We start from the raw sequence: 25,821 nt of genomic DNA on the forward strand, positions 1-25,821 counted from the left end.
GCGTCGGGCCCCGAGGAGTCCGGCCCCGTCGGGGTCGACTCCGTCGTGGAGTCCTTGTCTGTCATGCCGGAGCCTCCGTCGCTTCCGCTGCCTGAACCGGGGCCAAGGTGGGGTCGTCGAGCACTCGCTGCATCGCCGCGTAGGCGCCGCCGCGACTGGCCGCGTTGAAGGCGAGGCCGGACGGGACCAGCCGAGCGCCTGCGGCATCCGGGCCGAGCACCCTGGCGGCGACCTCGCGCCGAGCGGGCTCGACCAGCCATTCCTGGAGTGTCGCGAAGTAACCGCCCAGCACCACCACCGCCGGGTTCAGCACGTTGACCAGGATCGAGATGCCGATGCCCAGTGCCGAGCCGATCTGCTGCAAGGCGTCCAGAGTGCGGCGGTCGCCGCGCTCGGCACGCGCTCGGATGATCGTCAGTCGTTGTTCGAGGTCCAGCGCGGGATCGCGCACCGGGTCCTCATGGGTCGAGACGGCTCGGAGCAGGGCGATCAGCCCCACCTGCGTCTCCCAGCAGCCACGCGAGCCGCATGAGCAGTAGGGACCCATCGGGTCCATCGCCATGTGTCCGACCTCGCCCGCCGAGCCGAACGCGCCGCGCAGCGGAATTCCGTCGGCGATGATCCCGGCGCCGATGCCGGAGGCACCGGTGAGGTAGAGGAGGTCCTTGACGCCGACCACGTTGCCCGAGGTCTGCTCCGCCAGCGCCGAGAGGTTCGCGTCGTTGTCCACGGTGATCCGGGCCAGCGAGTAGCCGATCCGGCCTGCGAGGCCGTCGGCCATCGGCACCTTGCGCCAGCGCAGATTCGGGGCGAGCTGGACGACTCCGGTCGCAGGGTCGATCAGGCCGGGCACGGCCACCGTGATCCCGGCGGTCCACGCGCCCTCGGCGTCGACGGCGGCCAGCACCTTCCTCGCCAGCTCGGCGAGCTGGTCGAGCAGCCGTTCCGGTCCGAGTGCGATCACGTCGCCGGGGACTCGACATTCGAAGATGGCCTCGCCGGTCAGGTCGATCGCGGTGGCGGCGAGGTAGTCGACGTTCACCTCGAGCCCGATCCCCGACACCGTCTTGGGCTGCACCTCGACGAGCATCCCCGGCCTGCCCTGGCGGCCCGCGACGATCCCGGCGGGGCGGACGAGGTCCCGCACCTCGAGTTCCGCGACGAGATTCGACACCGTCGCCTTGCTCAGGCCGCTGAGTCCCGCGAGCTGTGCGCGCGACTGCTGACCGTGGCCACGAAGCAGATCGAGGATCAGCGCAAGGTTCGCCTTGCGCAGCCCGGCCTGATCGACCGGGCGATCCTGCTTGCCTCGCACCAGAACCTCGCTTCGTTGGGTGGTTCATCAAACTAAGGTGGCCCAGCTCACTCGTCAAGGTGAAGTACCAGGAACTTCCATCCGAGCCACTCGATCAGAGCAACACATCCGGGCACACTTGTGAACTATCCCAACGAAAGTATGCTCAGTTGAGACCTTAAGTTCGTCGACGATCCGTGAGCCGAAAGCGGTTGCCACCACGACGAGTGACCGGTTCGGGCCGAGTCGATCAGTTGGCGCCGCCCCCCGCTTCGGGCCCGCGAGGGGCGCTGCGGGGGCACGGTCGCGGCGCACGAAGCGGGGACACGGAAACGACTCGGGCCGACGTCGCGTTCGACGCCGTTCGACGAGATTCGACGCATTCGACGCCGAGCGGCACGACGACGGAAGATCCGCGCGCCACCGCCCGCGGCAGGCAGGGCGGCGAGGGCGGAGTGCGCGCGACATCCGCACGATCGGCGACGAGTCAGAGTCGCGGGAGCCGGGCGCCCTGCGGTGGACCGGATCGGCCTCACCAGGCTTGGAACTGGGCGAATCGACTTGGAACGAGCACACGAGAGTCCGCGAATCCGGTGAGGAGCGTGCAAGGAGAGGCGCTCAGCGTGGTGATCTTCCGCCCCGGAGAAACGGGCCGCAGGCCCAGCTGGCGTAGCAGGACTGGGAGCGCTCCCAGATGACGTGCACGTTCGTCCACTGCGGTTGCCGTTGCGCCGACTCGAGATCGCGAGGACGGCGCATCCGGGCAGAACGCAGCCAGGGCATCGGAAGGCGTCGGGTCGCGCCGATGGCGAGGACCTAGTGCGGAAGGGCCGGGCGCGGTCCGCCTGCCGGGCTGAGCGCAGAGTGACGACGACACAAGGGACTGCATGGCACCGACGAGCGTTGCGATCAGGAGCACATGGCGCTCGCACCCGCCCGGCACGCACCCTTCAACGCGCGGCTCACCCCGCCACCTCCTCGCGGCGCCCGCCCCGGTCTCCGCTGCGTGACCTGCCACTCAGCCCCCCTCCGCCGATGGCCGATCACGCCGGCCTCGCGGCCCGGGCCGGATCGCTTCGGCCCGAATCACCGGCCATCCGGATTGCCAACCGGACCATTGGTCCGTATCGTCTAAGCGGACCAGCGGTCCTATTGAGGCAATCAGGAGGATTCATGACCACTCCTTCCGCTCTCGACGTCTTCAGACAGGCGCTGACCTCGCTCCAGACCGGCGAGGTCCAGGCCTGGCTGGATCTGTGCACCGAGGACGTCGTCTTCGAGTTCCCCTTCGCCCGCCCAGGACAGCCGCGCAGCGTCGAAGGCAGGCAGGCGCTCGGCGAGTACCTCACGGGCGTCATGTCGCGCACCCATGTCGACGGGTTGAGCAGCCTGGAGACGCACCAGACCCTGAACCCCGACGTCGCGATCATCGAGATGACCGCGACCGGCACGGTCGCAGGCACCGGGGAGCCCTACCAGATGTCCTACGTGGTCGTGCTGACCGTGCGGGACGGGTTGATCGCGCGCTACCGCGACTATTGGAATCCCCTCGACGCTCCAGACCAGGACGTCGTAGACCACGACGCGGCGGACCAGCACCCGGCAGGCCAGGAGGGCGGCAGGACCGAGGCGATGCGAGCTGACCAACTGTCCGGGCGTGTTCTCGTCACCGGCGCGAGCGGCACCACCGGGAGCCGGGTGGCAGCCAGGCTGGCGGCGCGCGGGCTCGAGGTGATCTCGGCCAACCGCGCCGGAATCGGACCGGCCGGGACGGTCGGCACCCGGTTCGACTGGCACGACGCGAGCACTCACCCCGACGCGCTCGTCGGCGTCGACCGGATGTATCTCGTGGCACCCGGCGACGACGGCGACCCGCAGGCAGTGATGCTGCCCTTCCTGAAACTCGCGCGTGACGCGGGCGTCCGCCGGGTCGTCCTGCTCAGCACCTCCGTCGTGGCCGCCGGGGGCCCCGGCCCTGGCATCGTGCACGAGGCCGTCGCGGAGATCTTCGACGAATGGGCGGTCCTCCGCCCGAGCTGGTTCATGCAGAACGTCCTCGGTGACCACGTGCACGCCCAGAGCATTCGCGCGGACTCCGTCATCACCACGGCGGCCGGGAACGGGCGGGTCGGCTTCATCGACGCCGACGACATCGCCCGCGTCGGCGTCGAGGCGCTGCTGTCGCCGACCCCGCTGAACACGGATCTGATCCTGACCGGGCCTGCGGCGCTGAGCTATGACGACGTCGCCGCCATCCTGACCGAGGTCAGCGGCCTGCCGATCACTCACGTGACCGATGATGCGGACAAGCTGCGAGTCCGCTTCGAGGCGGTCGGGGTGAACCCGATGATCGCCACGTTCCTGGCGCAGCTCGACGTCGCGATCGCAGGCGGGATCGAGGACCGCACAACGGATACCGTGTTGCGGGTGACCGGCACGGCACCTCGCTCCTTCCGCGAGTTCGCCGCCGCCGAATTCCGGCTGTAAGAGCCTGTCTTCGATCCCGCTGGAGTCGTGAGCGGGGGTCGGCGTGGCTGAGCTGCCAGGCGGAGAAGGGAGCCTTTGCGGAGCTATGGTGACCGAGAGACAACGCCGCAGATCGCCACGCCTGCCCCCGCACAACACGAAAGCGGGGACCGAGGACAGGCTCTAAGACGTGAGGAGTGGCCGTGGCCGGCAGGGAACGAGCGGATGCGGCGCGCAACCGGCAGGCGATCCTCGACGCCGCGGCCACGCTCCTGGAGACCTCCGCCGATCCCCTGTCGATCACGATGAACGACATCGCGGCCGAGGCGGGCGTGGGAAAGGGCACGTTGTTCCGTCGCTTCGGCGACCGGGGCGGGTTGCTGACCGCGGTCTTCGAGGCTCGCATCGCTGCGTTGACCTCGGCCATCCAGGAGGGCCCTCCGCCGCTGGGTCCTGGCACGCCTGCACCGGAGCGGATCATCGCGGTCTTGGACGCCCTCGTCGAGTTCAAGCTGAACAACCGGCAGATCACCCTCGCGATGGAACACCTCGAGCCGGGTTCCGCAGGCAGCGGGTGCTTCGACACCCCGAACTATCGCATCGCGCATGCCCTGTTCACCGAGCTGCTCGTGGACATCGTCGGCGCCGACCAGGCGGACTGGATCGCCTTCGCGCTGCTCTCCTACACGCGGATCGACGTCCTCGACCACCTGGTCAGCTCGAAAGGGTGGACCGGTACTCGTATCCGTCGCCAGATCGGCGACCTCGCAGGCCGGCTCATCGCGCCCTGAGCGCGAACGGCCGGGCCGCCTCGGCCACCGATGACGGGGTTCACCGCAGGATTCCCTGGTGCAGTGCGCGCAGGACCGCATTGGTCCGGTCGCGCGCGCCGAGCTTCACGAGGATGGTCGAGACGTGGTTCTTCACCGTCCCCTCGGCCAGGAACAGGGCCTCGGCGATCTCACGATTGCTGTAGCCCTCCGCCATGAGTCGCAACACCTCCCGTTCGCGTTCGGTCAGTTCCTGGATCTGGTGCGTGCCTGCGCCGTCCGGCGTCGGGCCGGACCGGATCGCCCGCAGCATGCGGTCGGTGATGGACGGCGCGATGAGGGTTCCGCCGTCGGCCAGCGTGTGCACGGCGCGGGTGAGCTGCTCGACGGTGACGTCCTTGAGCAGGTAACCGCGCGCCCCGGCCCGCAGGGCGTCCAGGACGAGCGAATCGTCGTCGAAGGTGGTGAGCACGAGGACCGGGATCTCGATCCCGCGCTCGGCCAGCTCCCGAAGGGTCCAGATGCCGTCAAAGCGGGGCATCCGCAGATCCAGCAGGATCACCTCGGGCGTAGTCGCCGCGATGACCTCCAGCGCCGACCGGCCGTCGTCGGCCTCGCCGACCACGTCGACGTCGGCGATGTCCAGCAGGGTGCGGATGCCGTGCCGTACGAGGGTCTGGTCGTCGACCACCACCACCCGGATCATGTCGGCATCAGCGCGGTGACCTTGAAGCCCCGGCTGCCGTCGAAGGTCACGTCGCCGCCGAAGGCCGTGAACCGCTCGGTGAGCCCGCGAAGCCCGTTACCCGCCATCGGTTCAGTGTCGCCCCGTCCATCGTCCACCGCCGTCAGAACAGTGCCCGCCGAATCGGCCGACACCTCGATCCACAGTTCTCGTGCCTCGGCGTGCCGGATGGTGTTGGTGACGATCTCCTGCACGGCCCGCACGAACACCGCCGTCCGCTCCTCGTCGAGCCGTACCTCGGGGTCGACGTCGATCGACACCTCCAGGCCGGGCAGGCCGCGTCCGACCTGGCGCAGCAGTTCGGTGAGGTCCGCAGGCTCGACGCGCAGTTCGCCCACCGTGGCCCGGACGTCGGCCAGCAGGTCACGGGCCACCCGGTCGGCGCGGTCGACGTGCTCGCGGGCCCGCTCGCCCTCGCGATGCCGGGCCGCCTCAAGCTCCAGGGTGAGGACGGTCAGCTGGTGGCCGATGACGTCGTGCAGCTCGCGCGAGATCCGCAGTCGCTCGGCAGTGCGGGCGGACTCCGACAGCAGTGCCGACGCGGCCCGAAGGTCGATGTGCGCCGTGGTCAGCTCGCGGCGCATCTGCTGTTCGCGGATGAGCGTGAGGGAGCTCAACATCGTGGCCAGCTGGATGGCGATGTAGAAGCCCACGATCGTCATCGACTCGGTGGGCGAGGCGTTCACCAGCATCATCAGTACGACGAGCACCACGGTGTTGAGCCCGATGACCGTCAGCCCCACCGGCGGCGGCACGGCGTAGACGCTCACCGCCACGGTGACGACCAGCAGGATCGGCAGCAGGCCCATGTCCGGCGCGGTCAGCACCACCGCCCAGGACGACACGACGGACACGGCGAACATCGCGTACCTGACCCTGCGCGGCCTTTCGTCCGCCGCGATCAGCAGGGTCCCGAGGAACACCACGAACAGGGCGAGCCACCAGCCCCTCGGGATGATCAGTGGAGTCGTGCCGATCAGCACCATCCCGCCCACCCCGACCGAGACGACGAGCATCGCCAGCCCAGACCACTGATCCAAGCTCAACCGCCGCATCAGGCCACCCTAGAAGACGCCCCGGCACCCCCGCCCGTGCCGAAAGTCATGGCCGGAGTTCCTGACTTCCGGCACAGGCGCGGCACCGGTCCGACTGCCTAGCGTCTGACGGCATGACAGCACCGGAACCGGCAGTTCACGCCGAGGCCCTGCATAAACGCTATGGCGACAAGATCGCGGTCGACGACGTGAGCCTGCGTGTCCAGACCGGTGAGGTGCTCGGCATCCTCGGCACCAACGGTGCGGGCAAGACCACCACGGTCGAGATGATCGCCGGGCTGCGCAAGCCGGACAACGGGCGCGTCCGCATCCTGGGCCTAGACCCGCAGCGCGACCGCGCCAAGGTCCGGCAGCTCCTCGGCGTCCAGTTGCAGCAGGCCACGCTGCACGGGGCGTTGACGGTCGCCGAACTCATCGGCCTCTACCGCAGCTTCTACCCGAACCCTCGGCCCGCAGACGAGCTGCTCGACCTGGTCGGTCTCCAGGAGCAGCGCCGCGTCCGCTTCGAGAAGCTCTCCGGCGGTCAGCAGCAACGACTGTCCATCGCCCTGGCCCTCGCGGGCAGGCCCCGCGTGGTGATCCTCGACGAACTCACCACCGGTCTCGACCCACGGGCCCGGCGGCAGATGTGGAAGACGATCGATCGCCTCCGCACCGAGGACGTCACCATCCTGCTCGTCAGTCACGCGATGGAGGAGGTCGAACGCCTCTGCGACCGCGTCGCGCTCATCGACGCGGGGCGCGTGATCGCCCTGGACACCCCCGCGGGCCTGGTCGCGGGCGCGGGCGCGGAGAACCTCGACGACGCGTTCCTCGCACTCACCGGAAAGGAACTGGAGGACTCCGAATGAGCACCGCGATCGAAGCCCGTAGGCCGGGTATGAAGGCGTGGCTGACGCTGATCAGGTGCGAGGCCAAGATGGTCGCGCGGGACACGGCGGGCCTCGTCGTCCCGATCGGGCTTCCGCTGCTGATCCTGGTGATGAGCGCCTCCTCGGCGGGCGACGAGGTCGTGAGCAACGGGCGGACGGCGCTGGATCTCTTCGTCCTCCCGCTGGTGCTGACCATGGTCATCGCCACCGTCGGCATCATCAACATGCCCAGTTTCCTGGCCTACTACCGCCGCACCGGCATTCTGCGCAGGCTCTCGGTCACGCCCGCCTCCCCGAGCATGGTCCTGATCGCCCAGGTCATCGTGAGCGTCATCCAGACCGTGATCGGGCTGACCGTCGCGGTCGCCGTGGCGTTCCTCGGCTTCGGCGCCAACCTGCCCGCACACCTCGGCACGGCCGTCGGCGTCTACCTGCTGGCCATGGCGGCGATGTACGCCGTCGGCATGATCGTCGCCGCCATTGCGCCGACGCCCAATTCGGCGGTCGCGATCGGCCTCGTCACGTTCTTCGCCTTCGGTGCCCTCGGCGGCATGTTCGGCGGGCCGGATTCACTTCCGGACGTGCTGGCGAGCATCGGGGAATGGCTGCCCTTCGGCGCGGCGGTCGACGCCCTCGCCGCCGCCTGGGTCGGAGCCGCTGTCGAGGCGTCCCAGTTGATCAGCCTCGGTGCGACCACCGTCCTCGGCGCGGTCATCGCGGCCGTGTTCTTCCGCTGGGACTGAGCAGGGCACGCGCCAGACGCGGGGCTCGCCGACGCGCCGCAGGTCGTCGCGGGGATCCACCGGAGGCCGGGCGGACCGGCGAGCTGCACGCCCGAACCTCGCCCGCTCGGGGCAGGGACTAAGACGCGGTCTCGGCCCTGGCGCAGGCCCCGTCGCGAGATCCGCACCGAGTCGAGGCAGCCGGTCCGCCCGACCGGCTGCCTGGGCGGCGAACATCCCGCTGCGCGCAGCGAGAATCGGAACGACTCGGCGGCGACCGACGGGGCGGGCTGCCTACGGAGGCAGCCCCCCGACGCGTCGACGCCGCGACCCGCAGGCACGCCTGCCGACCACAGGGTCGCTCAGGTCGTGACGGCGAAGGCCCGTTCGCTCGCGGTCCACGCGGCACCGATGACGCCTGCGAGATCGCCCAGCTCCGAGAGCACGATCGGCAGGTTGCCCGTGGCCAGCGGCATCGACCGGCGATACACCGAGCTGCGGACCTCCGCGAGCAGCTGGTGACCGAGCCTGGCGACGCCGCCGCCGATCACGACCATGCCGGGGTTGATGAAGCTCACCAGCGAGGCCACCACCTGGCCGAGTCGCCGCCCGCCCTCCCGCACCAGGTTGACCGCCGCGAAGTCGCCCGCGCCCGTCGCCAGTGCGACGTCCCGCGCGGACAGCTCGCCGTGCCGGGACAACGACTCGGCCAGGAACTCCGAGCGACCGCTGCGGGCCAGCGTCAGGGCGTCCCTGGCCAGCGCCGCACCGCCGAAGTAGGCCTCCAGGCAGCCGGACTCCCCGCAGGCGCAGGCCGGGCCGAAGTCATCGAGCCGGATGTGCCCGATGTCGCCCGCCGTCCCCGCGACGCCGCGATAGACGCGGCCGCCGAGCAGGATGCCGCAGCCGATGCCGGTGCCGACCTTGACGAAGATCAGGTCGTCGAGCGAGCGGGCGACGCCCGCATGCCGTTCTCCCAGCGCCATCGCGTTCACGTCGTTGTCCACGGTGACCGGGCAGCCCCACTGCGACGCGAGCCGATCGCGCACCGGGAAGCGGTCCCAGCCGGGCATGATCGGCGGCGCCACCGGCATGCCCTCCCGGAAGCTCACCGGCCCGGGCAGGCCGATGCCCGCCGCCAGCAGCCGACCCGGCACCTTGGCCAGCGCCAGGGTCGACAGCGCCACCGCCCGGTCCAGCACGGCGACCGGGCCGGAGCGGACCTCGCACTCCTCCACGAGGTGTTCCAGCACCTCGCAGTACGGGTCGGTGACGGCGACGCCGACCGAGGTCGCGCCGATGTCGACCGCCAGCAGGCGCAGCGAACTCGACAGGCCGACCAGGGTCGACCGCCTGCCGCCCCGGCTGGCCGCAGGCCCGCCGGACTCCACCAGCCCCAGCTCGGCCAGCCGGTTGACCTCGGCCGCCAACCGCGCGCGCGGCAGGCCCAGTCGTTCGCCCAGTTCGACGCGCGACATCGGCCCCTCGTCGCGCATCAGTGTCAGCAGTCGCGACTGGTCGTGCGTCTCCACCCGAGGTGGCTTGTCACCGATCGGCTGTCTCGGTGCTTCCATCGGTGGACTGAATCCGTCCATGTACTGTCCGTCGCGCCTGCGCGTGTGCTTCCCACACGGCCGAACCCGACCCCTCCTCCGCTTCGAAGCGTACGGATTCCACGGGCCATGCCGGTGGGTGCTCCCCGCCTGCGAGCGCCCACGCCGCCTGCCTGGCCGCACCGAGCGCGACGTACTCGCCGGGCTCCGGCACCTCCACCGGCACGCCGAACAGCTCGGGAGCGACCTTCTGGACGGCGGCGGATCGGGCGGCGCCGCCGACCAGCAGCACCCGCCGCACCGCGACGCCCAGGTCACGCAGGGCGACGAGCCCTTCGGCCAGGCCGCAGAGCATTCCCTCGACGGCCGCCCGCGCCAGGTTCTCCGGCGTCATGTTGTCCCGGCGCAGCCCCATCAGAGTGCCGGTCGCATCCGGCAGATTGGGGGTGCGCTCCCCGTCGAGGTAGGGCAGCAGGGTCAGCCCGCCCGCACCGGGCTCGGCGCGCAGGGCGAGTGCGTCCAGTCCTGCGAGGTCGGTGTCCAGCATCGCGGCGGCGGCCGTCAGCACCCTGGCGGCGTTCAGCGTGCAGACCAGCGGAAGGAATCGGCCGGTGGCGTCGCAGAAGCCCGCGACGATGCCGGTGGGGTCCTCGGTCGCGTCCTCGGTGACCGCGAAGACGGTCCCGGACGTGCCCAGCGAGATCACCACGTCGCCGGGGCCTGCCGCCAGGCCCAGGCCGGCAGCCATGTTGTCGCCGGTGCCGGCGCCGAGGACCGCGCCGCCGGGCCCTCGGCCCGCCGTCTCCACCGGTCCCAACACCCTGGGCAGCCGGGGCTGCCTGCCGCCGAAGGCCTCGCCGAGCACGTCGGGCAGCCAGACGCCCTCGCGGCCGGAGAAGTATCCGGTGCCGGAGGCGTCGCCCCGGTCCGTGCAGGCCTCCGCCGTGCCGCCGCCCGCGAGACGCCAGGTCAGCCAGTCGTGCGGTAGCAGGACGGAGTCGACCCGATCGGCGTTGTCCGGCTCGTGGGCGGCCAGCCAGGCGAGCTTGGTGACGGTGAAGCTCGCCACCGGCACCAGCCCGGTGCGGCGCGCCCACGTCTGCGGCCCGTCGGCGGCGACCAGTTCGGCGGCCTGCGGCGCGGATCGGGTGTCGTTCCACAGCAGTGCGGGCCGCACCGCCTCGCCCGCCGCGTCCACGGTGACCATGCCGTGCTGTTGTCCCGCCACCGAGATCGCCGCCACCGGCTCGGACAGCCCGTCGACGACCTCGGCCATCGCCTGGTTGCAGGCGGTCCACCAGTGTTCGGCGTCCACCTCGGTGCCGTCGGGATGCGCGGCGCGGGCCTGGCCGAGAATGCGGCCACTGTCCGCGTCCACCGCCAGCACCTTCGTCGACTGGGTTGAACTATCGATTCCGAGCACCACGGTCATGACTGCTGATTCAACCTCACGATGGCGGTCAGGCGACAGGGACGAGCGACTGATCCTCTGCGGAGACCGCCCGACGCGGCGGCCGAGCCTGACAGACGCCTGACGGCGTCGCGTCGCCGTCGTCATCGGGCCAGACGCGGTGAGCAGCGCCGACACCGCAGGATGTGGCGGGCCTCCGACGTCAGTCGACGACAGGCGCCGGGATTCGCGGGACACGGTCGGCGACTGCCGGCCGGGCGACCGGACCGGGTCAGGTCAGGTCGAGTCCGGCGGCGGGGGTGCCCCGTCGGCCGCCGGACCAGGCAGGCCCGCCTCGTTCTGCACGGCGGTCGCGGATCGACTCACTCGGTCGGCGCGGTGTCGTCATCCGGTGCCGCACCGACCGGCACCCCGCGGAGGAGGGCCAGCGCCGTGTCGAGCCCGCGCGTCGCCGCCGCCACCGAGCCGTCGCGACCGGCGAGCAGGGACAGTGTCATTCCCTCCGACAGCAGCCGGAGCAGCCGGGCCGCCCCCTCCAGGTCATGGCCTGCCGGGATCTGGCCGATCTGCTCGGCCGCCTGCAGAAGAGCGAGCATGTCTCGATAGGACTGCACGTCGTCCTCCGCAATCATCTCGGCGATCTCGGGACGGCTGCCGAAGCGTTCACCGAAGGCGATGATGAACCGCCAGTCCGCGCGCCGCTCCTCGTCCATCGGCAGCGCGGCGAGCAGCGCGGCCCGCAGCAGGATGAGAAACGGCTGTTGCTGCCGCTGTTCCACCGCCTCGGTGATCCGGCGGGCCATCGCGTCGATGCACGCGCGATAGGTGAACAGCAGCAGCTCGTCCTTCGTCTCGAAGAGCCGCTGGACCATCCCCAGCGAAACCCCTGCCTCGGTGGCCACCGCCCGCATCGAGGCCGCGTCCATGCCCTCCGATACGACGACGCGCAGCAGCCCCGCCGCGATCTGCCGCCGTCGCTCCGCCCGATTCGCGGTGCTCGCCACCTGGTGAAACCTCCAGTCTCCCCATCATCGATACAGGCGTATCGATTTACCGATACAATCGTATCGATCTTACCGCCGTTCCAGGAAGAGGCGACGCCATGGCCGCCGCACGACCGTTCCGCCTACGACCGCCCCGACACCGGCTCGACCGCCGAGCAGTCGGGTGGTGGTCCGCCAGGGCGGTCCTGCTCGCGCTCCCGCCCGTGCTGCTCCTCGCCCTGCTGGCCTGGCTCATCGAACCCGCGAGGTTCTGGCTGGCCATGCCCGCCTGCGTCCTCGCCGTGCCGGGACTGGCGTATCTGCTGGTGATGCCGCATTGGCGGTACCGCGTGCACCGCTGGGAGACCACGGAGATCGCCGTCTACACCCGCAGCGGGTGGTTCTGGGAACAGTCGCGGATCGCCCCGCTGGCGAGGATTCAGACCGTGGACACCCTGCGCGGCCCGCTGGAGCGGATGTTCGGGCTCGCGACGGTCACCGTCACCACCGCCTCGGCGCGCGGCGCACTCACCATCGCGGGTTTGGATCACACCCTGGCGGAGGAGATCGCCGAGCGGCTCACCGAGCAGACCCAGGCCGCCGAGGACGTGACGGGAGACGCGACATGACCGCCGCCGACGAGCGCTGGCATCGCATCGACCCACGCACCCCCGTGGTGAGCTGCGGCTACCTCTTCGCACTCGTCCTACCCGTGACCGCGCTGCTGATCTATCGGGGCGTACCGGGCTGGATCATCTGGCTGAGCGTGGCGCCGCCGACGATCCTGATTCCGCTGTACGAGGTGCTGCGGGCACGGATGACCCGGTATCGCGTGGCGGACGGCCGCTTCGAACTGCGCAAGGGCGTCGTCTTCCGCAGCAGGCGCAGCGTGTCCCTCGATCGGGTACGCAGCGTGGACGCCACCGCCGAGCCGCTCGGCAGGCTGCTCGGGGTGACCAGCGTCCGCATCGGCACCGGGGAGAACGTCACCGACGAGGACTCGGCGCTGCGCGTCTTCGCGCTCGGGCGGTCGGTGGCTCACGAGCTCCGGGCAGCGCTGCTTCCTCGGCAGGCGACCGAGCGGCAGACCGTCGTGCTGGCCCGCTGGGAGATCGCCTGGCTGCGGTTCGCGCCCTTCTCCTTCGTGAACCCGCTGCTCGGGCTCGCCGCGTTCGGCGGCGGCTACGAACTGCTCGACATGCTCGGCGTCGACGTGGACGGCACGGTGATCCCGGCGGCGTTCGCGACGCTCGCGGAGTTTCCGCTGTGGCTGAGCATCGGCGGGCTGGTCCTGCTCGCGCTGGCGATCGGGACGGTGGCCGCCGTCGCGCTCTACGTCGAGTCGTGGTGGCGGCATCGGCTCACCCTGTCGCCCGCTGCGATCCAGGTGCGGCGCGGCCTGCTTACCACCCGGAACATCACCCTCGAACGCAGCCGCCTGATCGGCGTGCAGCTCCGGGAGCCGCTGTCGCTGCGCTGGGCGGGCGCCGCCTCGGTTCGAGCCGTCGCCACCGGACTCGGCCGCGACGACGACGAGCAGAGCAAGGACCGCAGCACCCTGCTCCCCCCGGTGCGCTGGTCGCCTGCGCGGCAGGTCGCGGCTCGGATCATCGGGCGCGAGGCCTTCCCCGTCGACGCGGTTGATCTGCGGCCCCATCCTCGAGCGGCCCGACGACGCCGGATCGGCTGGGCGCTGGCCGGGGTGGCGGCACCGCTCGCCGTGCTGCTCCTGCTCGGCGTGCTGCTCACCGACGTCCTGCTGCACATCGGCTGGTGGTTCGCCGGATTCGCACTGCCCGTCGCCCTGCTGCTGGCCCTGGACGCCTACCGCAGTCTCGGCCACGCCCACGACGCCGAGTTCCTGGTGTCCAGGAAGGGGTCGGTGAGCCGGTGCACGACGGCCCTGCGGCGCACCGACGTCATCGGCGTGACGATCAGCCGGTCCCCGTTCCAACGCCGCAGCAGTCTGATCAACCTGACGGCCACCATCGCGGGCGGCAACGGCGCGTACCGGGTGCCCGACACCGATCAGGACGAGGGGCTGGAGTTCGCCCGGCACGCCGTCGGCGGACTCATCACGCCGTTCCTGATCCGCGACTGACGTCGAGGGCGTCGCCGCGATCCGACGTCGCCGGGCGGGACGGCGCCGGACGGCGGGACACCGGCGGAAGCGCACCCCCGTGGCGATCGACGACGGATCGATCGGCGCACAGCCCGAGGTGGGAAGGCGCCCACCAAGCCGGTCGGGGCGGCAAGGCCGCCGATGCCCACCGCCTCGGCGGCGACCCGCGCCGCCCCGGCCGAGGGCCGCCGCGCCCGACCTCAGCCCACCGAGCCGCTCTCCCCGCGCTTCTCCTTGGCCAGTCGTTCACCCAGCTCGTCGATCACCAGCGACTCCGACCGGATCGCACCGGAGCGGTAGGCCGCCCGCCCCACCATCTGCGACAACACCGGCGCGGTGATCATCTGGAACAGGCCGACCAGGATCAGCCCGGAGGCGTAGATGAACTCCAGCTGGATCGCGGTGCCGATCAACAGCAGCAGCAGGCCGAGAGTCTGCGGCTTGGTGGCGGCCTGGAGCCGGGAGGTGACGTCGGGGAACCACAACACACCGAGGGCACCGAGGACGCAGAACATCGCGCCCCCGATGAGGCAGATCGAGGACACCACATCCGCGAGGCTCATCGATGCGTCCCCTTCCGCTCGACCATTCGCACGGCCGTCATCGAGCCGACGAAGCCCAGCAGCGTCACCGCGACGAGCAGGGCGATGTTGGAGCCGTCGGCCTGGACGGCCATGCCCACCGCCGTGCCGCCGACGATCAGGATCACGAACACGTCCACCGCCACGATGCGGTCGAGCGTCGTCGGCCCCCGCACCAGCCGGACCACGATGATCAGGCCTGCCACACAGAGCAGCGCCAACGTGATCGCGAAGACGATCTCCATCTCAGCCGTCCTCTCTGCCGGTGGAGCCCCCGGCCCGATCGCCGAGTGCTTCCGGGGTGTCCGCCGACTTCGGCGGCACCAGGTGGTCCAGGGCCAGGACGTCCTCGTCCGATCCGATGGCGAGCACCACCAGGCGCTGCAACCCCAGGACCTCACGCCGGACCCGGTCCGCGTGGGCGCTGTCTCGGAGTCCGACGGCATAGACGTAGAAGACCCTCTGCGATCGATCGATCTGCAGGACGAACTTGCCGGGACCCAGCGAGACGAGGTTGGCCGCGGCGACCACCACGTGATCGATGTCGGAGGGCACCGGCACCGCGATGATGCCCGCCTTGGTGCGCGGGCCGTACCGGATCGACTCCCAGGCGACCTGCAGGGCCGAGGTGAACAGGTCCACCAGCAGCCAGACCAGCAGGTACAGCAGCCGCAGCGGGCGGACCCGCAGGCGAGTCGCGATCGCGGGCATGGGGAAGGTCATCACCACCCCGATCGCGATGATCAGCCCCGCCAGCGCGGTCGGGACGTCGAGCGTGCCCCAGAGCAGCACCCACACCACGGTGAGCCAGAGGATCAGCGGCAACCGCAGCCAGGCGTGGCGACGAGCCTTGCGTGTCATGGTCATCCCGCGTCCTCTCCCAGCACAGCGGTCACGTAGGGGCCGCCGTCGAGCAGGTCGGTGGCGGCGCGGGCGCTGATCTCGGACAACGGTCCGGCGAACACCGCGATGAGCACGCCGAAGACGACCAGCGACCCGGTGGCGACGACCATCGACTTCGACGTCGAGCCGGTGCCGATGATCAGCTCGTCGGTCGGGTCCGGGTCGGCGTGCGGCGCGCGCGCCTTGCCCCAGAACGCCAGGACCCAGATCCGCGCCATGGCGTACAGGGTGAGGAAGCTGGTCAGCACGGCGGCGGCCGTCGCGACGTAGGCCGTCGTCGTCCCGACACCGACGCCGCCCTGGAGCAGCACCAGCTTCGCCACGAAGCCCGAGAACGGCGGGATGCCCGCCAGGCTCAGCGCAGGCAGCGCGAACAACACCGCGACCAGCGGGTACGCCTTCGCGATGCCGCCCATCCTGCGCAGCGCCACCGTGCCGGTATGTCGGGTGAGCAGACCACTGACCAGGAACAGCCCGGCCTGGACGGTGATGTGGTGCACCACGTAGAGGATCACGCCCGCCAGGCCGATCACGTCGTAGAGCCCCAGGCCGAACAACATGTACCCGATGTGGCTGACCAGCAGGAACGACAGCAGCCGGTTGATGTCGTTCTGCGCTATCGCGCCCAGTGCACCGATGATCATCGTCACCAGGGCGATGATCAGCATCAGCGTCCAGCTCTGCTGATGGTCGAAGACCAGGGTCTGGGTTCGGATCAACGCGTAGACGCCGACCTTGGTCAGCAGCCCGGCGAAGATGGCCGTGATGGGCGCGGGAGCGGTCGGATAGCTGTCGGGCAGCCAGAAGTGCAGCGGCACCATCGCCGCCTTGATGCCGAACACCACGACCATCATCAGCGCCAGCGCGGTCTGGATTCCGGGCGGCAGGTCACCGACCCGACCCGCCAGGTCGGCGAGGTTCACCGTTCCCGTCGCGGCGTAGACCAGGCCGATCATGGTGATGAACAGCAGCGACGAGGTCAGGCTGACGATGATGTAGGTCATCCCGGCACGTATCCGGGTGGCCGTGGTGCGCCGGACGATCAACACGTAGGACGCGGCGAGCATGATCTCGAACGCGACGAACAGGTTGAACAGGTCGCCCGTCAGGTAGGCGAGGGCGACGCCCGCACACAGCACCAGGTACATCGGGTGGAACGCAGTGCTGGAGGTGTCCCGACCGTAGTCGGTGATCCGCTGGCCGATCGAGAAGATCAGCACCGCGAGCATGACGACCGCCGAGACGAGCAGCAGCAGGGCGGCCAGCCGGTCGGCGATCAGCGTGATACCGAACGGCGCGGCCCAGCCGCCCATCTGGAGCACGACCGGCCCGTCCCGGTCGGCTATGTACAGCAGGAAGCCCGCGTTCACGGCGATGAAGGTCAGTACCAGCACCCCGAGCATCCGCTGCAGATTCGCGAAGCTGCCCAGGACCAGCGAGAGGGCCGCCGCCAGCAGGGGGAGCAGTACCGGCAGCGCTACGAGCACGTTCACCGAACGGCCTCCTGTTGGTCGTCGGTCTCGGAGTCGTCGTCGTCCTCGTCTTCGGAGAGCCGCTGTTGGAGACGTCGAATTCGTCGGTCCTCGACGTCGTCGCGTACCTCGTCATGGCCGAGCAGCACCGAGGAGCGATAGGCAAGAGCGAGAAGGAAGGTCGACAGGGCGAAGGTGATCACGATGGCGGTCAGGGCCATCGCCTGCGGCAACGGGTCGGTCATCTCCTCGACGGGGACCCCGTTGATGATCGGCGCCCTGCCGGGCGGCCCACCCGCCGCCTGGAGGAACAGGTTCGCCCCGTGGCCGATGATGACGGTGCCGATGACGATCCGCATCAGCGACCGCTGAAGAATCAGATAGAAGCCGACCGAGTACAGGACGCCCAGCGTGAGCGCCAAGACGAGGTTGATCGAGCCCCCCGTCATCGCGCCACCCTCCGCGTTCGCACGAGCTGTTCCTCGATTCCCGCGCCGAGGGTCCGCAACAGGTCGATGACCACCCCGACGATCAGCACGTACACCCCGATGTCCAGCAACAGGCTGGTCACGAACGTGACCTCGCCCAGGACCGGCAGGGTGGCCTGAAAATAGGTGGTCTCCAGCACGACACCGCCGAAGAACGTGGGCACCAGCCCCGAGAGGACCGCGAGGCTCAACCCGAGCCCGATGATCACCGGCGGCCGGAGCCGGACGGCCTCGCGCATCTCCAACGGCCCGCCCGCGACGTAACGCAGGACGAAGGCCTGGCCCGCGACCAGTCCGCCGGAGAAGCCGCCGCCCGCGCGGTTGTGCCCGGCGAAGAGCAGGTAGAGGGAGAGCACCAGGACCGTCGGGAAGAGGAGCCGCACCGCGACCTCGAGGAGCACCGAACGCTCCCGACCGTCCCGCGCGTCGCCTGCGAGCAGCCAGGCCTCTCGCGGCGTGTCCCAGTCCTCCCAGGACAGCCGCCGCGCCATGGAACCGGTCATCGTCGTCCCTCCTCGTCGTTCGTCGGCCTCGAGTCCGGGGACTCCGACCCGTCCGCAGCGGATGAGGCGTCTTGTCGGCCCGCCTCGGTGGGGCCGTTCGCCGAGTCCCGTGCGATGGCCTGTGCCGCCGGGCTGTCACCGACCTCGAACGCGGCGTCCTCCCCCGCCGCGCCGCCGCTGGCGCCTGCGCCGCCCGGCGTCGCCAGCACGGCCTGATCGTCGGTCTCGGGCAGCGACGGCGTCCTGGTCCGGCGGACGGCGAGGATCAGGCTCGCCACCCCGGTGGCCGCCACCGCGAGCACGGTGATCTCACCGACGGTGTCGAAGGCTCGGAAGTCGACCAGGATCGCGTTGACCACGTTGGTGGCGTGTGCACCCTCCGGCGCGTTGGCGATGTACTCCTCGCTGGAGGTGGGCGGCGCCTGCCGCGCACCGGAGAAGATCACCGTGGAGATCGCCACGAAGCCGCCCGCCGCCACCGCGATCACCACCTTCGGCCACCGCAGCCGCTTGGCCGACTCGATCTGGGTGAACCGCGCGGGCAGCTTCCGCAGCACGAACACGAAGGCCACCAGGGTCAGCGTCTCGACGAGGAACTGAGCCAGCGCCAGGTCCGGGCCTCCGTCGACGATGAAGAACGCGCCGATCGCGTAGCCGATCGCACCGGTCAGCAGCACCGCCGTCATGCGATGTCGCACCATCGTCAGGGCGATGGCCGCGATGCACACCAACACGGCGAGCGGGACCTGCACCGCGGAGTGCCAGAGCTGCTGCTCCCCGAGGAACGTGGTGCCGGTCAGCACCGCCGTGCCGGGGATGAACAACATCGTGAGCAGGATGATGCCGAGGTAGGTGGGCAGCGAACCCACCTGGAGTCGGCCGGTCACGCCGTAGGAGATCACCTCCAGCGAGAGGACCGAGCGGTCGTACAGCGTCTGCGCCTGCAGGAAGTGCGGGATCTGCGGCCCGCTCTCGGCGCTGGACCGCTCACGGAGCCGGTAGAGCAGCACGCCCAGCACCACGACTACCACCGACAGCAGCAGCGGCAGGTTGAATCCATGCCACAGCGCCAGGTAATAGCTCTCGCCTCCGGAGCGGAACGCCTCGGCGTAGGGCGTCACCAGCCCGTAGACCGGGGCCGACCACAGCCCCAGCACCAGGCCGGCGAGCGCCGGGATCGCGGCGGGAAGCACGAGTCCCAGGGCCGGGGAGGGAGCGGCGATCGGCTCGACGCCGGGCTTGTCGCCGAAGGCGCCCCAGACGAGCCGGATGCTGTAGGCGACGGTCAGCACCGAACCGACGACCAGTCCCGCCAGCACCAGCAGATCGACGGTGCCCCCGCTCTCCAGGAGCGCCTGGAAGGCCGCCTCCTTGCCGAGGAAACCGAGCATCGGCGGCAGCCCGGCCATCGAGCCCGCCGCGAGCACGGCCAGGACGGCCAGGCCGGGGAATCGTCTGCCGAGCCCGGACAGCTTCCGGATGTCCCGGGTCCCCGTCTGGTGATCGATGATCCCGACGATCAGGAACAGCGCCGCCTTGAAGAGCCCGTGCGCCAGCAGCATCGTCGCGCCCGCGATGGCGCCGATATAGGTGCCGGTCCCCGTCAACACCATGAGGAAGCCGAGCTGACTCACCGTTCCGTAGGCCAGCATGGTCTTCAGATCGTGTTGGAACAGGGCGCGGACGCCGCCGATCAGCATCGTCCAGATGCCGATCACCGCCACCGGCAGCCACCACGCGGTCTGATCGGCGAAGGCAGGTGCCAGCCGCGCGACCAGGTAGACGCCTGCCTTGACCATGGAAGCCGCGTGCAGGTAGGCGCTGACCGGCGTCGGCGCGACCATGGCACCGGGCAGCCACGGGTGGAACGGGACCTGCGCCGACTTCGTGAAGGCGCCGATCAGGACGAGCACCACGGCGATCGTGACGCCCCCGCCTGCGGGCGGATCGGCGACGATCTCCGAGATGCGGAAGGTGCCTGCGGCGTGGCCGAGCATGATGATGCCCATCAGCATCGTCAGCCCGCCGAACACGGTCACCAACAGGGCCTGCACCGACGAGCGGCGCATCTTCTTGCCGGTCCCGTCCTGTCCGACCAGGAGGAAGGAGCAGACCGTCGTCAATTCCCAGAAGACGTAGAGGCTGATGAGGTCGTCGGCGACGACGAGACCGAACATCGCGCCCGCGAAGGCGAGCAGCAGCGAGGAGGTCCGTCCGATGCCCTCACCGTGCGAGCCGAAGTAATAGACGCAGTAGACGAGGATGAGCGCGCCGAGCCCCGAGACCAGAAAGATCATCAACATCGAGAGCGCGTCGAGACGCAGCGCCACTTCCAGACCGATGCTCGGCGCCCAGGCGAAGGTCTCGACGGGCGCCTCTCCCCCCAACACGGCGGAGAGCCTGCCGAGAGACCACAGCAGTGTGGCGGCCGGGACGATCGCGGCCAGCGCGAAGGCCCAGCGGCCTATCCTGCGCACAAGCATGGGCAACAGGCCCGCAAGCAGCAGGTGAGCCGTCACAAGCAGAAGCACGCGAACCTCCTCCCGCACGGCTCCGCCGCCTGGTCGAGTTCGCTCATCGCTCCTCCGTGACTCGGGTGGATCGCCTGGTCACGACCCACGCAGGCACGTGGCATGGCGGACTGTCAGGTCCGTCGGGCACTGCGCGGGACAAGGGAAATCCTACGGTCGCTTAACCGGGCTTCTTGCATCGGCACAGCCGATCGCCGCCGTTCTCGAGGATCGAGAGCGCGTGAGACTGGTGTGAGGGCAGCGCGGAAAGCGGCGTCGAGCCCGCTCTCACGGTCGACGTCGCCCACTGGGCGCAGGCTTGCGACCTGCACCGATACCGGGTTTGACCCTCTTGCGTCCGCTAAAAGACCTCCGAGGGGACGTACGTCCCCCAGACCGAGCGCAATGCGTGACACACCTCACCGACGGTAGCCCGCGCGACGAGCGCTCGCTTCATGGGGTATAGCACGTTGCCCGTCCCCTTCGCCGTCTCGGTCAGCTCGGCGAGCGCAGACTTCACCTCCGCGTCGTCGCGCTCGGCCCGGAGCCGGGCGAGCCGGGCGGCCTGCGCCTCCTCGATGGTCGGGTCCACGCGCAACGGCTCGTAGGGCTCCTCGACGTCGATGGTGAACCGGTTGAGGCCCACCACGACCCGCTCGCCGCCGTCGATCTCGCGAGAGTTCTGGTACGCGGTCTCCTCGATCTCGGACTTCTGGAACCCCTCCTCGATTGCCGCCACCGCGCCGCCGCGCTCCTCGACCTTCGCCATCAGAGCCAGCGTCGCGGCCTCGACCTCGTCGGTCATCGCCTCCATCGCGTACGACCCGGCGAAGGGGTCGACGGTGGCGGTGAGGTCGCTCTCGAAGGCGATCACCTGTTGCGTGCGCAGCGCCAGCCTGGCCGCCTTCTCCGTCGGCAGCGCGATCGCCTCGTCATAGGAGTTCGTGTGCAGCGACTGGGTTCCGCCGAACACCGCCGCCAATGCCTGAATGGTGACCCGGACCATGTTGACCTCGGGCTGTTGTGCGGTGAGCTGCACGCCCGCGGTCTGCGTGTGGAAACGCAGCGTCAACGACTTCGGACTCGTCGCGCCGAATTCCTCCTTCATGACCCGAGCCCAGATCCGACGGGCCGCCCGGAACTTCGCGACCTCCTCCAGCAACGAGGTCCTGGACACGAAGAAGAAGGCCAGTCGAGGCGCGAAGTCGTCGACCGACAGGCCCGCCGCGATGGCGCCACGCACATACTCGATGCCGTTGGCCAGGGTGAACGCGATCTCCTGCGCGGGCGTCGCCCCCGCCTCGGCCATGTGATAGCCCGAGATCGAGATCGTGTTCCACTTCGGCAGCACCTCCTTGCAGTAGGCGAAGATGTCGGTGATCAGCCGCAGCGAATGGGCGGGCGGATAGATGTAGGTGCCGCGCGCGATGTATTCCTTGAGCACGTCGTTCTGAATCGTCCCGGTCAGCTTCGCCGGGTCGACGCCCTGTTCCTCCGCGACGATCTGATAAAGCAGCAGCAGGACGCTCGCGGGCGCGTTGATGGTCATCGAGGTGGAGACCCCGCCCAGGGGAATGCCGTCGAACAGGGTGCGCATGTCCTCGACGGAGTCGATCGCGACGCCGACCTTGCCGACCTCGCCGTGCGCGATGTACTCGTCGGAGTCATAGCCCATCTGAGTGGGCAGGTCGAAGGCCACCGACAGTCCGGTGGTGCCCGCCTTGATCAACTGGTGATACCGGGCGTTGGACTCACTCGCCGTGCCGAAGCCCGCGTACTGCCGCATCGTCCAGGGCCGTTGGGTGTACATCGTGGGGTAGACACCCCTGGTGAACGGGTAACTCCCCGGTTCGCCGATCCGTTCGGGCGGGCCGGCCTCCTCGTCGACGTCGGCAGGCCGGTACACCGACCGGATCTCGAATCCGGATTCCGCCCGCCGTGCGTCACCCATCATGGAAGCCTTCCTGTGCTGTGGTCGTCGGTGAACCCTCCGTGGCGCCCACGGTCGATAGATCCACGGTCAAGGGTCCCGTGACGTACAACGTAGAGGTCCCGAATTGAGGGGAGAACTAATCCGTGCCCACCAGAAGCACTCCGTCGCCGGATGGTGACCGCCTGATCGCCGGGCGGTATCGCCTGCATCAGCTCCTGGGCAGAGGCGCGATGGGCACGGTCTGGGCCGCCTATGACGAGTTCCTGCATCGTCAGGTGGCGGTCAAGGAGGTCCTGCTGCCGGTGGGCATCCCGTCGGCGGAGGCCGACGAGCTGCGCGAACGCACCATGCGGGAGGCACGGGCCAACGCCGTCCTCTCCCACCCGAACGTCGTCACGCTCTTCGACGTCGCCCGTCACGACGGCGAGCCGTTCGTCGTCATGGAGCTGGTGCCCTCCAACAGCCTCGCTGAAGTCCTGCTCCGACACGGCTCGCTCGCCAGGCAGGAGGCCGCGCTGGTCGCCGACTCGCTCGCCGCCGCGCTGGAGGCCGCGCACCGGGCCGGAATCACCCATCGCGACGTGAAGCCGGGCAACGTGCTGGTCGGGCGCGACGGACAGATCAAGCTCACCGACTTCGGCATCGCCCGCAACGTCGCGGAGACCACGCTGACCGCGACGGGGCTCATGCTGGGCACCCCGAGCTACATCGCCCCGGAGGTCGCCTCCGGTGGCGCGGTCACGCCCGCCGCCGACCTGTGGGCGCTGGGGGCGACGCTCTTCGCCGCCGTCGAGGGACAGCCGCCGTACTCCTCGGGAGCGGACCCGGTGGCGACCGTGTTCGAGGTGGTGCACGGCGCCGTCCCGCAGCCGACCTGCGGCGGCCCGCTGGCCCCGTTGATCAGCGGACTGATGGTCAAGGATGCCGCACTGCGCCTGCCGTTGGCCGAGGTGCGCCGCCGACTCCAGCCGTTACTGCCGGACTCGACGGCGGGCGTCTCGGCGCTGCTCGACGCCGAGGACGAGCACGCGGAGGACGAGTACGCCGAGGAGGAGTACGCCGAGGACGGGGAGTCCGACGAGGAGCAGGCCTGCGCCCGGCCGGTGCAGCACGACCAGCCGCCGACGCGCCCCGAGGAGCCGGGTCACACCGAGGAGGTGCCCCGGGTCGAGGACGACGCCGCCGACTCCGACACGGTGATCATCCGGCGACCCGCCCCCACGGCGGTTCCGCACACGCCGCTGGCCAGTGATCCAGGACCGCTGCCCTTCACCGCGCCCCAGCAGGCGCCGCCACGCACCCGGTCCGCCGCGTTCCGCGCACCGCCGCAGGATCGGACCTCGGCCCACCGGCCCCGACGCGGCCGCAGGCTCACGACGCTGCTGCTGGCGACCGTGCTGTTCCTGTCCGCCGCAGCGGGCGGCTTCGCCATCACCAGGACGCTGGCAGGCGAGACCGCGCTGCCGTCGAGCGGTCGGGACGCGGACGGCACCCGAGGCCCCGGCACGCCCGAGCCCCGATACGAGCGACGCACCGACACCGCAACGGGCGGCGATGACTCGGCCGGTTCGACGGCCGGGCGGTACACGGTGGACGTGCCCGCGGACTGGCTCACCTTCTACGAGCACCGAGACGGCGAGCTCGGCGCGAGCGTCCTGCACCGCTATCTCTCTCCGGACGGCAGCCGGATGATCTCCGTTCAGCGCTTCGTCGGGCTCTACCCCGACGCCGACGTCGCGGGCTACCTCGCATACCTCGGGAACACGTCGACCAGCAGTACCGGCGAGGTGCTGATGCAGAGCGACACGACCCTGGGGACTCACCAGGACGGCGACGAGCCGGATCGGGCGATCAGTTATCGGATGGTGGACCGAGGGCTGACGAGCAATGCCCACCAAGGCGAACTGCGGCGCAGCACCTTCGCCAGTCTGCGGCCGAGGAACGAGGATCTGTGGGTGCTGTCGGTGACGGTGCCCACGGACACGGAGGGGGCGGGCAGCCGCATCTTCGAGCACGTCTCGGACGGCTTCATCCTCCGCTGAGGGCGGAGGCCGAGCCGTGTCACTCGCCACGCCGCCGTCGTCGGACGGAGCCGCGCCAGACCGTGTCCGGCGACATCCGCCCCGCCCACCGCGCGGCGCTACCAGGCTGATCCAGCGCACATCGACGAGACGGGCGACCGACAGCCTCTGAGAGCCTGTCTTCAATCCCCACTTTCCTGTTGCGCGGGGCCGGCGCGGCGACCTGCGGCGTTGTCGTCAGTCACCATGACTCCGCCATCGCTCCCTCCTCCGCCTGGCAGCTCATCCACGCCGATCCCTGCTCACGACTCCAGAGGGATCGAAGACAGGCCGAGAGCCTCTCTTCGACCCCTCTTTCCTGTTGCGCGGGGCCGGCGCGGCGACCTGCGGCGTTGTCGTCGGTCACCATGACTCCGCCATGGCTCCCTCCTCCGCCTGGCAGCTCATCCACGCCGATCCCCGCTCACGACGGGAGAGGGACCGAAGACAGGCTCTAAGCTCCAGGACGTGACCGGCAATGACGCTGTACCTCCCGTGACGACCGTCCCCGCCGCAGGCTCGGCAGTGCCCGAGGTCTCGCCTGCGCCGCCGACCGCGACCAGGAACGTCGACCCGTCCGCCGTGGCCAGCGCGGCGGCGGCGATGCTGGCCGAGTTGACCGGACAGCTCCACCACGAGATCGCCATCGTGCTGGGCTCCGGGTGGCGGCCCGCCGCCGACGTGCTCGGCGAGCCGAGCGCCGAGATCTCGATGAACGAGCTGCCGGGCTTCATCGCGCCCAGCGTCGCCGGTCACGGCGGCACCGTGCGCTCCGTCGAGGTCGAGGGCAGGCACGTCCTGGTGCTCCTCGGCCGCATCCACCTGTACGAGGGCATGGGCGTCGCCCCGGTCGTGCACGGTGTGCGCACCGCGACCGCCGCAGGCTGTCAGACGGTGTTGTTGACCAACGCCGCAGGCGGACTGCGTGCGGGCATGCACGTCGGCCAGCCGGTGCTGATCGGCGACCACCTGAACATGACGGCCGCCTCGCCGTTGACCGGGCCGCGATTCGTCGACTGCACCGACCTCTACTCGCCGAGGCTTCGGGCGCTGGCCGCCACGATCGATCCCGCCCTCACCGAGGGCGTCTACGCCGGAATGCCGGGGCCGCAGTACGAGACGCCCGCCGAGATCAGGATGCTGCGCACGCTGGGCGCCGACCTGGTCGGCATGTCCACGGTGCTGGAGGCGATCGCGGCCAGGGCGGCAGGCGCGGAGGTCTTCGGGCTCTCCCTGGTCACCAACCTCGCCGCAGGCCTCTCTGGCGAGGCCCTCAACCACGAAGAGGTCGTCGAGGCAGGCCGACAGGCCGCGTCCGAACTGGGCGGCCTGCTGCGCGAGCTGGTGATCCGGCTGTGAGCCCGCTGTCGCCGAAGCT

Annotated in this window: 22 protein-coding genes; 8 read left to right on the plus strand and 14 right to left on the minus strand. The window is 70.1% G+C overall.

Features of this window, described 5'->3' with window-relative positions; all coding sequences use genetic code 11:
* Nucleotides 1-61: 61 nt before the first annotated feature.
* Nucleotides 62-1,315, minus strand: coding sequence for an ROK family transcriptional regulator (locus UA75_RS27880; RefSeq protein ID WP_075742767.1), 1,254 nt, complete (start codon nucleotides 1,313-1,315; stop codon nucleotides 62-64).
* 1,152 nt (nucleotides 1,316-2,467) lie between these two features.
* Here UA75_RS27880 and UA75_RS34185 point away from each other — a divergent pair.
* A complete protein-coding gene (locus UA75_RS34185) occupies nucleotides 2,468-3,781 on the plus strand; it encodes a nuclear transport factor 2 family protein (RefSeq protein WP_232237502.1) in 1,314 nt (437 codons plus the stop codon).
* A 182-nt stretch (nucleotides 3,782-3,963) separates the two neighbouring features.
* Nucleotides 3,964-4,551, plus strand: coding sequence for a TetR/AcrR family transcriptional regulator (locus tag UA75_RS27895; protein ID WP_075744300.1), 588 nt, complete (start codon nucleotides 3,964-3,966; stop codon nucleotides 4,549-4,551).
* Between the two features lie 40 nt (nucleotides 4,552-4,591).
* On the opposite strand, the gene UA75_RS27900 is transcribed toward UA75_RS27895, so the two are convergent.
* Nucleotides 4,592-5,236, minus strand: a complete 645-nt coding sequence (locus UA75_RS27900) for a response regulator (protein WP_075742768.1) — start codon at nucleotides 5,234-5,236, stop codon at nucleotides 4,592-4,594.
* The gene (locus tag UA75_RS27905) at nucleotides 5,233-6,330 is read right to left on the minus strand and encodes a sensor histidine kinase (RefSeq protein WP_075742769.1); all 1,098 of its coding nucleotides are present in this window, start codon (nucleotides 6,328-6,330) and stop codon (nucleotides 5,233-5,235) included. The genes UA75_RS27900 and UA75_RS27905 overlap by 4 nt, the downstream gene beginning before the upstream one ends.
* Before the next feature lie 113 nt (nucleotides 6,331-6,443).
* On the opposite strand from UA75_RS27905, the gene UA75_RS27910 reads away from it, so the two are divergent.
* Together UA75_RS27910 and UA75_RS27915 are read left to right on the plus strand one after the other, a co-directional pair.
* Nucleotides 6,444-7,181: an ABC transporter ATP-binding protein gene (locus UA75_RS27910; RefSeq protein ID WP_075742770.1), complete on the plus strand. Its 738-nt coding sequence runs from the start codon at nucleotides 6,444-6,446 to the stop codon at nucleotides 7,179-7,181.
* On the plus strand, nucleotides 7,178-7,945 hold the full coding sequence (locus UA75_RS27915; RefSeq protein WP_075742771.1) for an ABC transporter permease: 768 nt from the start codon (nucleotides 7,178-7,180) through the stop codon (nucleotides 7,943-7,945). Before UA75_RS27910 ends, UA75_RS27915 begins: the two co-directional genes overlap by 4 nt.
* A 341-nt stretch (nucleotides 7,946-8,286) precedes the next feature.
* On the opposite strand, the gene UA75_RS27920 is transcribed toward UA75_RS27915, so the two are convergent.
* The 3 genes from UA75_RS27920 to UA75_RS27930 all read right to left on the minus strand — a co-directional run bounded on the left by UA75_RS27920 (nucleotide 8,287) and on the right by UA75_RS27930 (nucleotide 11,892).
* Nucleotides 8,287-9,498 carry an ROK family transcriptional regulator gene (locus tag UA75_RS27920; protein WP_075742772.1) on the minus strand — a complete coding sequence of 404 codons (1,212 nt, stop codon included), beginning with the start codon at nucleotides 9,496-9,498 and terminating at the stop codon, nucleotides 8,287-8,289.
* Nucleotides 9,470-10,909, minus strand: coding sequence for a xylulokinase (xylB, locus tag UA75_RS27925; protein WP_075742773.1), 1,440 nt, complete (start codon nucleotides 10,907-10,909; stop codon nucleotides 9,470-9,472). The genes UA75_RS27920 and xylB overlap by 29 nt, the downstream gene beginning before the upstream one ends.
* A 341-nt stretch (nucleotides 10,910-11,250) precedes the next feature.
* Entirely contained in the window at nucleotides 11,251-11,892 is a 642-nt protein-coding gene (locus UA75_RS27930; protein ID WP_075742774.1) for a TetR/AcrR family transcriptional regulator, read from the minus strand.
* Nucleotides 11,893-11,990: 98 nt separating this feature from the next.
* Between UA75_RS27930 and UA75_RS27935 the strand changes: the two genes are divergently transcribed.
* Together UA75_RS27935 and UA75_RS27940 are read left to right on the plus strand one after the other, a co-directional pair.
* Nucleotides 11,991-12,500: a PH domain-containing protein gene (locus UA75_RS27935; protein ID WP_075742775.1), complete on the plus strand. Its 510-nt coding sequence runs from the start codon at nucleotides 11,991-11,993 to the stop codon at nucleotides 12,498-12,500.
* Entirely contained in the window at nucleotides 12,497-13,972 is a 1,476-nt protein-coding gene (locus tag UA75_RS27940; protein WP_075742776.1) for a PH domain-containing protein, read from the plus strand. The genes UA75_RS27935 and UA75_RS27940 overlap by 4 nt, the downstream gene beginning before the upstream one ends.
* Nucleotides 13,973-14,193: 221 nt before the next feature.
* Here UA75_RS27940 and mnhG read toward each other — a convergent pair whose 3' ends face one another.
* The 8 genes from mnhG to UA75_RS27980 all read right to left on the minus strand — a co-directional run bounded on the left by mnhG (nucleotide 14,194) and on the right by UA75_RS27980 (nucleotide 22,404).
* Nucleotides 14,194-14,556 carry a monovalent cation/H(+) antiporter subunit G gene (gene mnhG / locus UA75_RS27945; protein WP_075742777.1) on the minus strand — a complete coding sequence of 121 codons (363 nt, stop codon included), beginning with the start codon at nucleotides 14,554-14,556 and terminating at the stop codon, nucleotides 14,194-14,196.
* Complete coding sequence (locus UA75_RS27950) at nucleotides 14,553-14,819, minus strand: monovalent cation/H+ antiporter complex subunit F (RefSeq protein WP_075742778.1); 267 nt, start codon at nucleotides 14,817-14,819, stop codon at nucleotides 14,553-14,555. The genes mnhG and UA75_RS27950 overlap by 4 nt, the downstream gene beginning before the upstream one ends.
* A gap of 1 nt (nucleotide 14,820) precedes the next feature.
* Complete coding sequence (locus UA75_RS27955) at nucleotides 14,821-15,441, minus strand: Na+/H+ antiporter subunit E (RefSeq protein WP_232237504.1); 621 nt, start codon at nucleotides 15,439-15,441, stop codon at nucleotides 14,821-14,823.
* Nucleotides 15,438-16,970, minus strand: a complete 1,533-nt coding sequence (locus UA75_RS27960) for a Na+/H+ antiporter subunit D (RefSeq protein WP_075742779.1) — start codon at nucleotides 16,968-16,970, stop codon at nucleotides 15,438-15,440. Before UA75_RS27960 ends, UA75_RS27955 begins: the two co-directional genes overlap by 4 nt.
* Nucleotides 16,967-17,398: a Na(+)/H(+) antiporter subunit C gene (locus tag UA75_RS27965; RefSeq protein WP_075742780.1), complete on the minus strand. Its 432-nt coding sequence runs from the start codon at nucleotides 17,396-17,398 to the stop codon at nucleotides 16,967-16,969. The genes UA75_RS27960 and UA75_RS27965 overlap by 4 nt, the downstream gene beginning before the upstream one ends.
* Entirely contained in the window at nucleotides 17,395-17,940 is a 546-nt protein-coding gene (locus tag UA75_RS27970; protein ID WP_075742781.1) for an MnhB domain-containing protein, read from the minus strand. The genes UA75_RS27965 and UA75_RS27970 overlap by 4 nt, the downstream gene beginning before the upstream one ends.
* Nucleotides 17,937-20,471, minus strand: coding sequence for a hydrogen gas-evolving membrane-bound hydrogenase subunit E (gene mbhE / locus UA75_RS27975; protein WP_083684169.1), 2,535 nt, complete (start codon nucleotides 20,469-20,471; stop codon nucleotides 17,937-17,939). The genes UA75_RS27970 and mbhE overlap by 4 nt, the downstream gene beginning before the upstream one ends.
* Nucleotides 20,472-20,811: 340 nt before the next feature.
* Nucleotides 20,812-22,404 carry a methylmalonyl-CoA mutase gene (locus tag UA75_RS27980; RefSeq protein WP_232237505.1) on the minus strand — a complete coding sequence of 531 codons (1,593 nt, stop codon included), beginning with the start codon at nucleotides 22,402-22,404 and terminating at the stop codon, nucleotides 20,812-20,814.
* A gap of 122 nt (nucleotides 22,405-22,526) precedes the next feature.
* Between UA75_RS27980 and UA75_RS27985 the strand changes: the two genes are divergently transcribed.
* Nucleotides 22,527-24,425, plus strand: coding sequence for a serine/threonine-protein kinase (locus UA75_RS27985; protein WP_257787490.1), 1,899 nt, complete (start codon nucleotides 22,527-22,529; stop codon nucleotides 24,423-24,425).
* A 600-nt stretch (nucleotides 24,426-25,025) separates the two neighbouring features.
* Nucleotides 25,026-25,802, plus strand: coding sequence for a purine-nucleoside phosphorylase (locus tag UA75_RS27990; protein ID WP_075744303.1), 777 nt, complete (start codon nucleotides 25,026-25,028; stop codon nucleotides 25,800-25,802).
* Nucleotides 25,803-25,821: the final 19 nt, after the last annotated feature.

It is taken from the genome of Actinoalloteichus sp. GBA129-24 (assembly GCF_001941645.1).
GTDB lineage: Bacteria > Actinomycetota > Actinomycetes > Mycobacteriales > Pseudonocardiaceae > Actinoalloteichus_A > Actinoalloteichus_A fjordicus.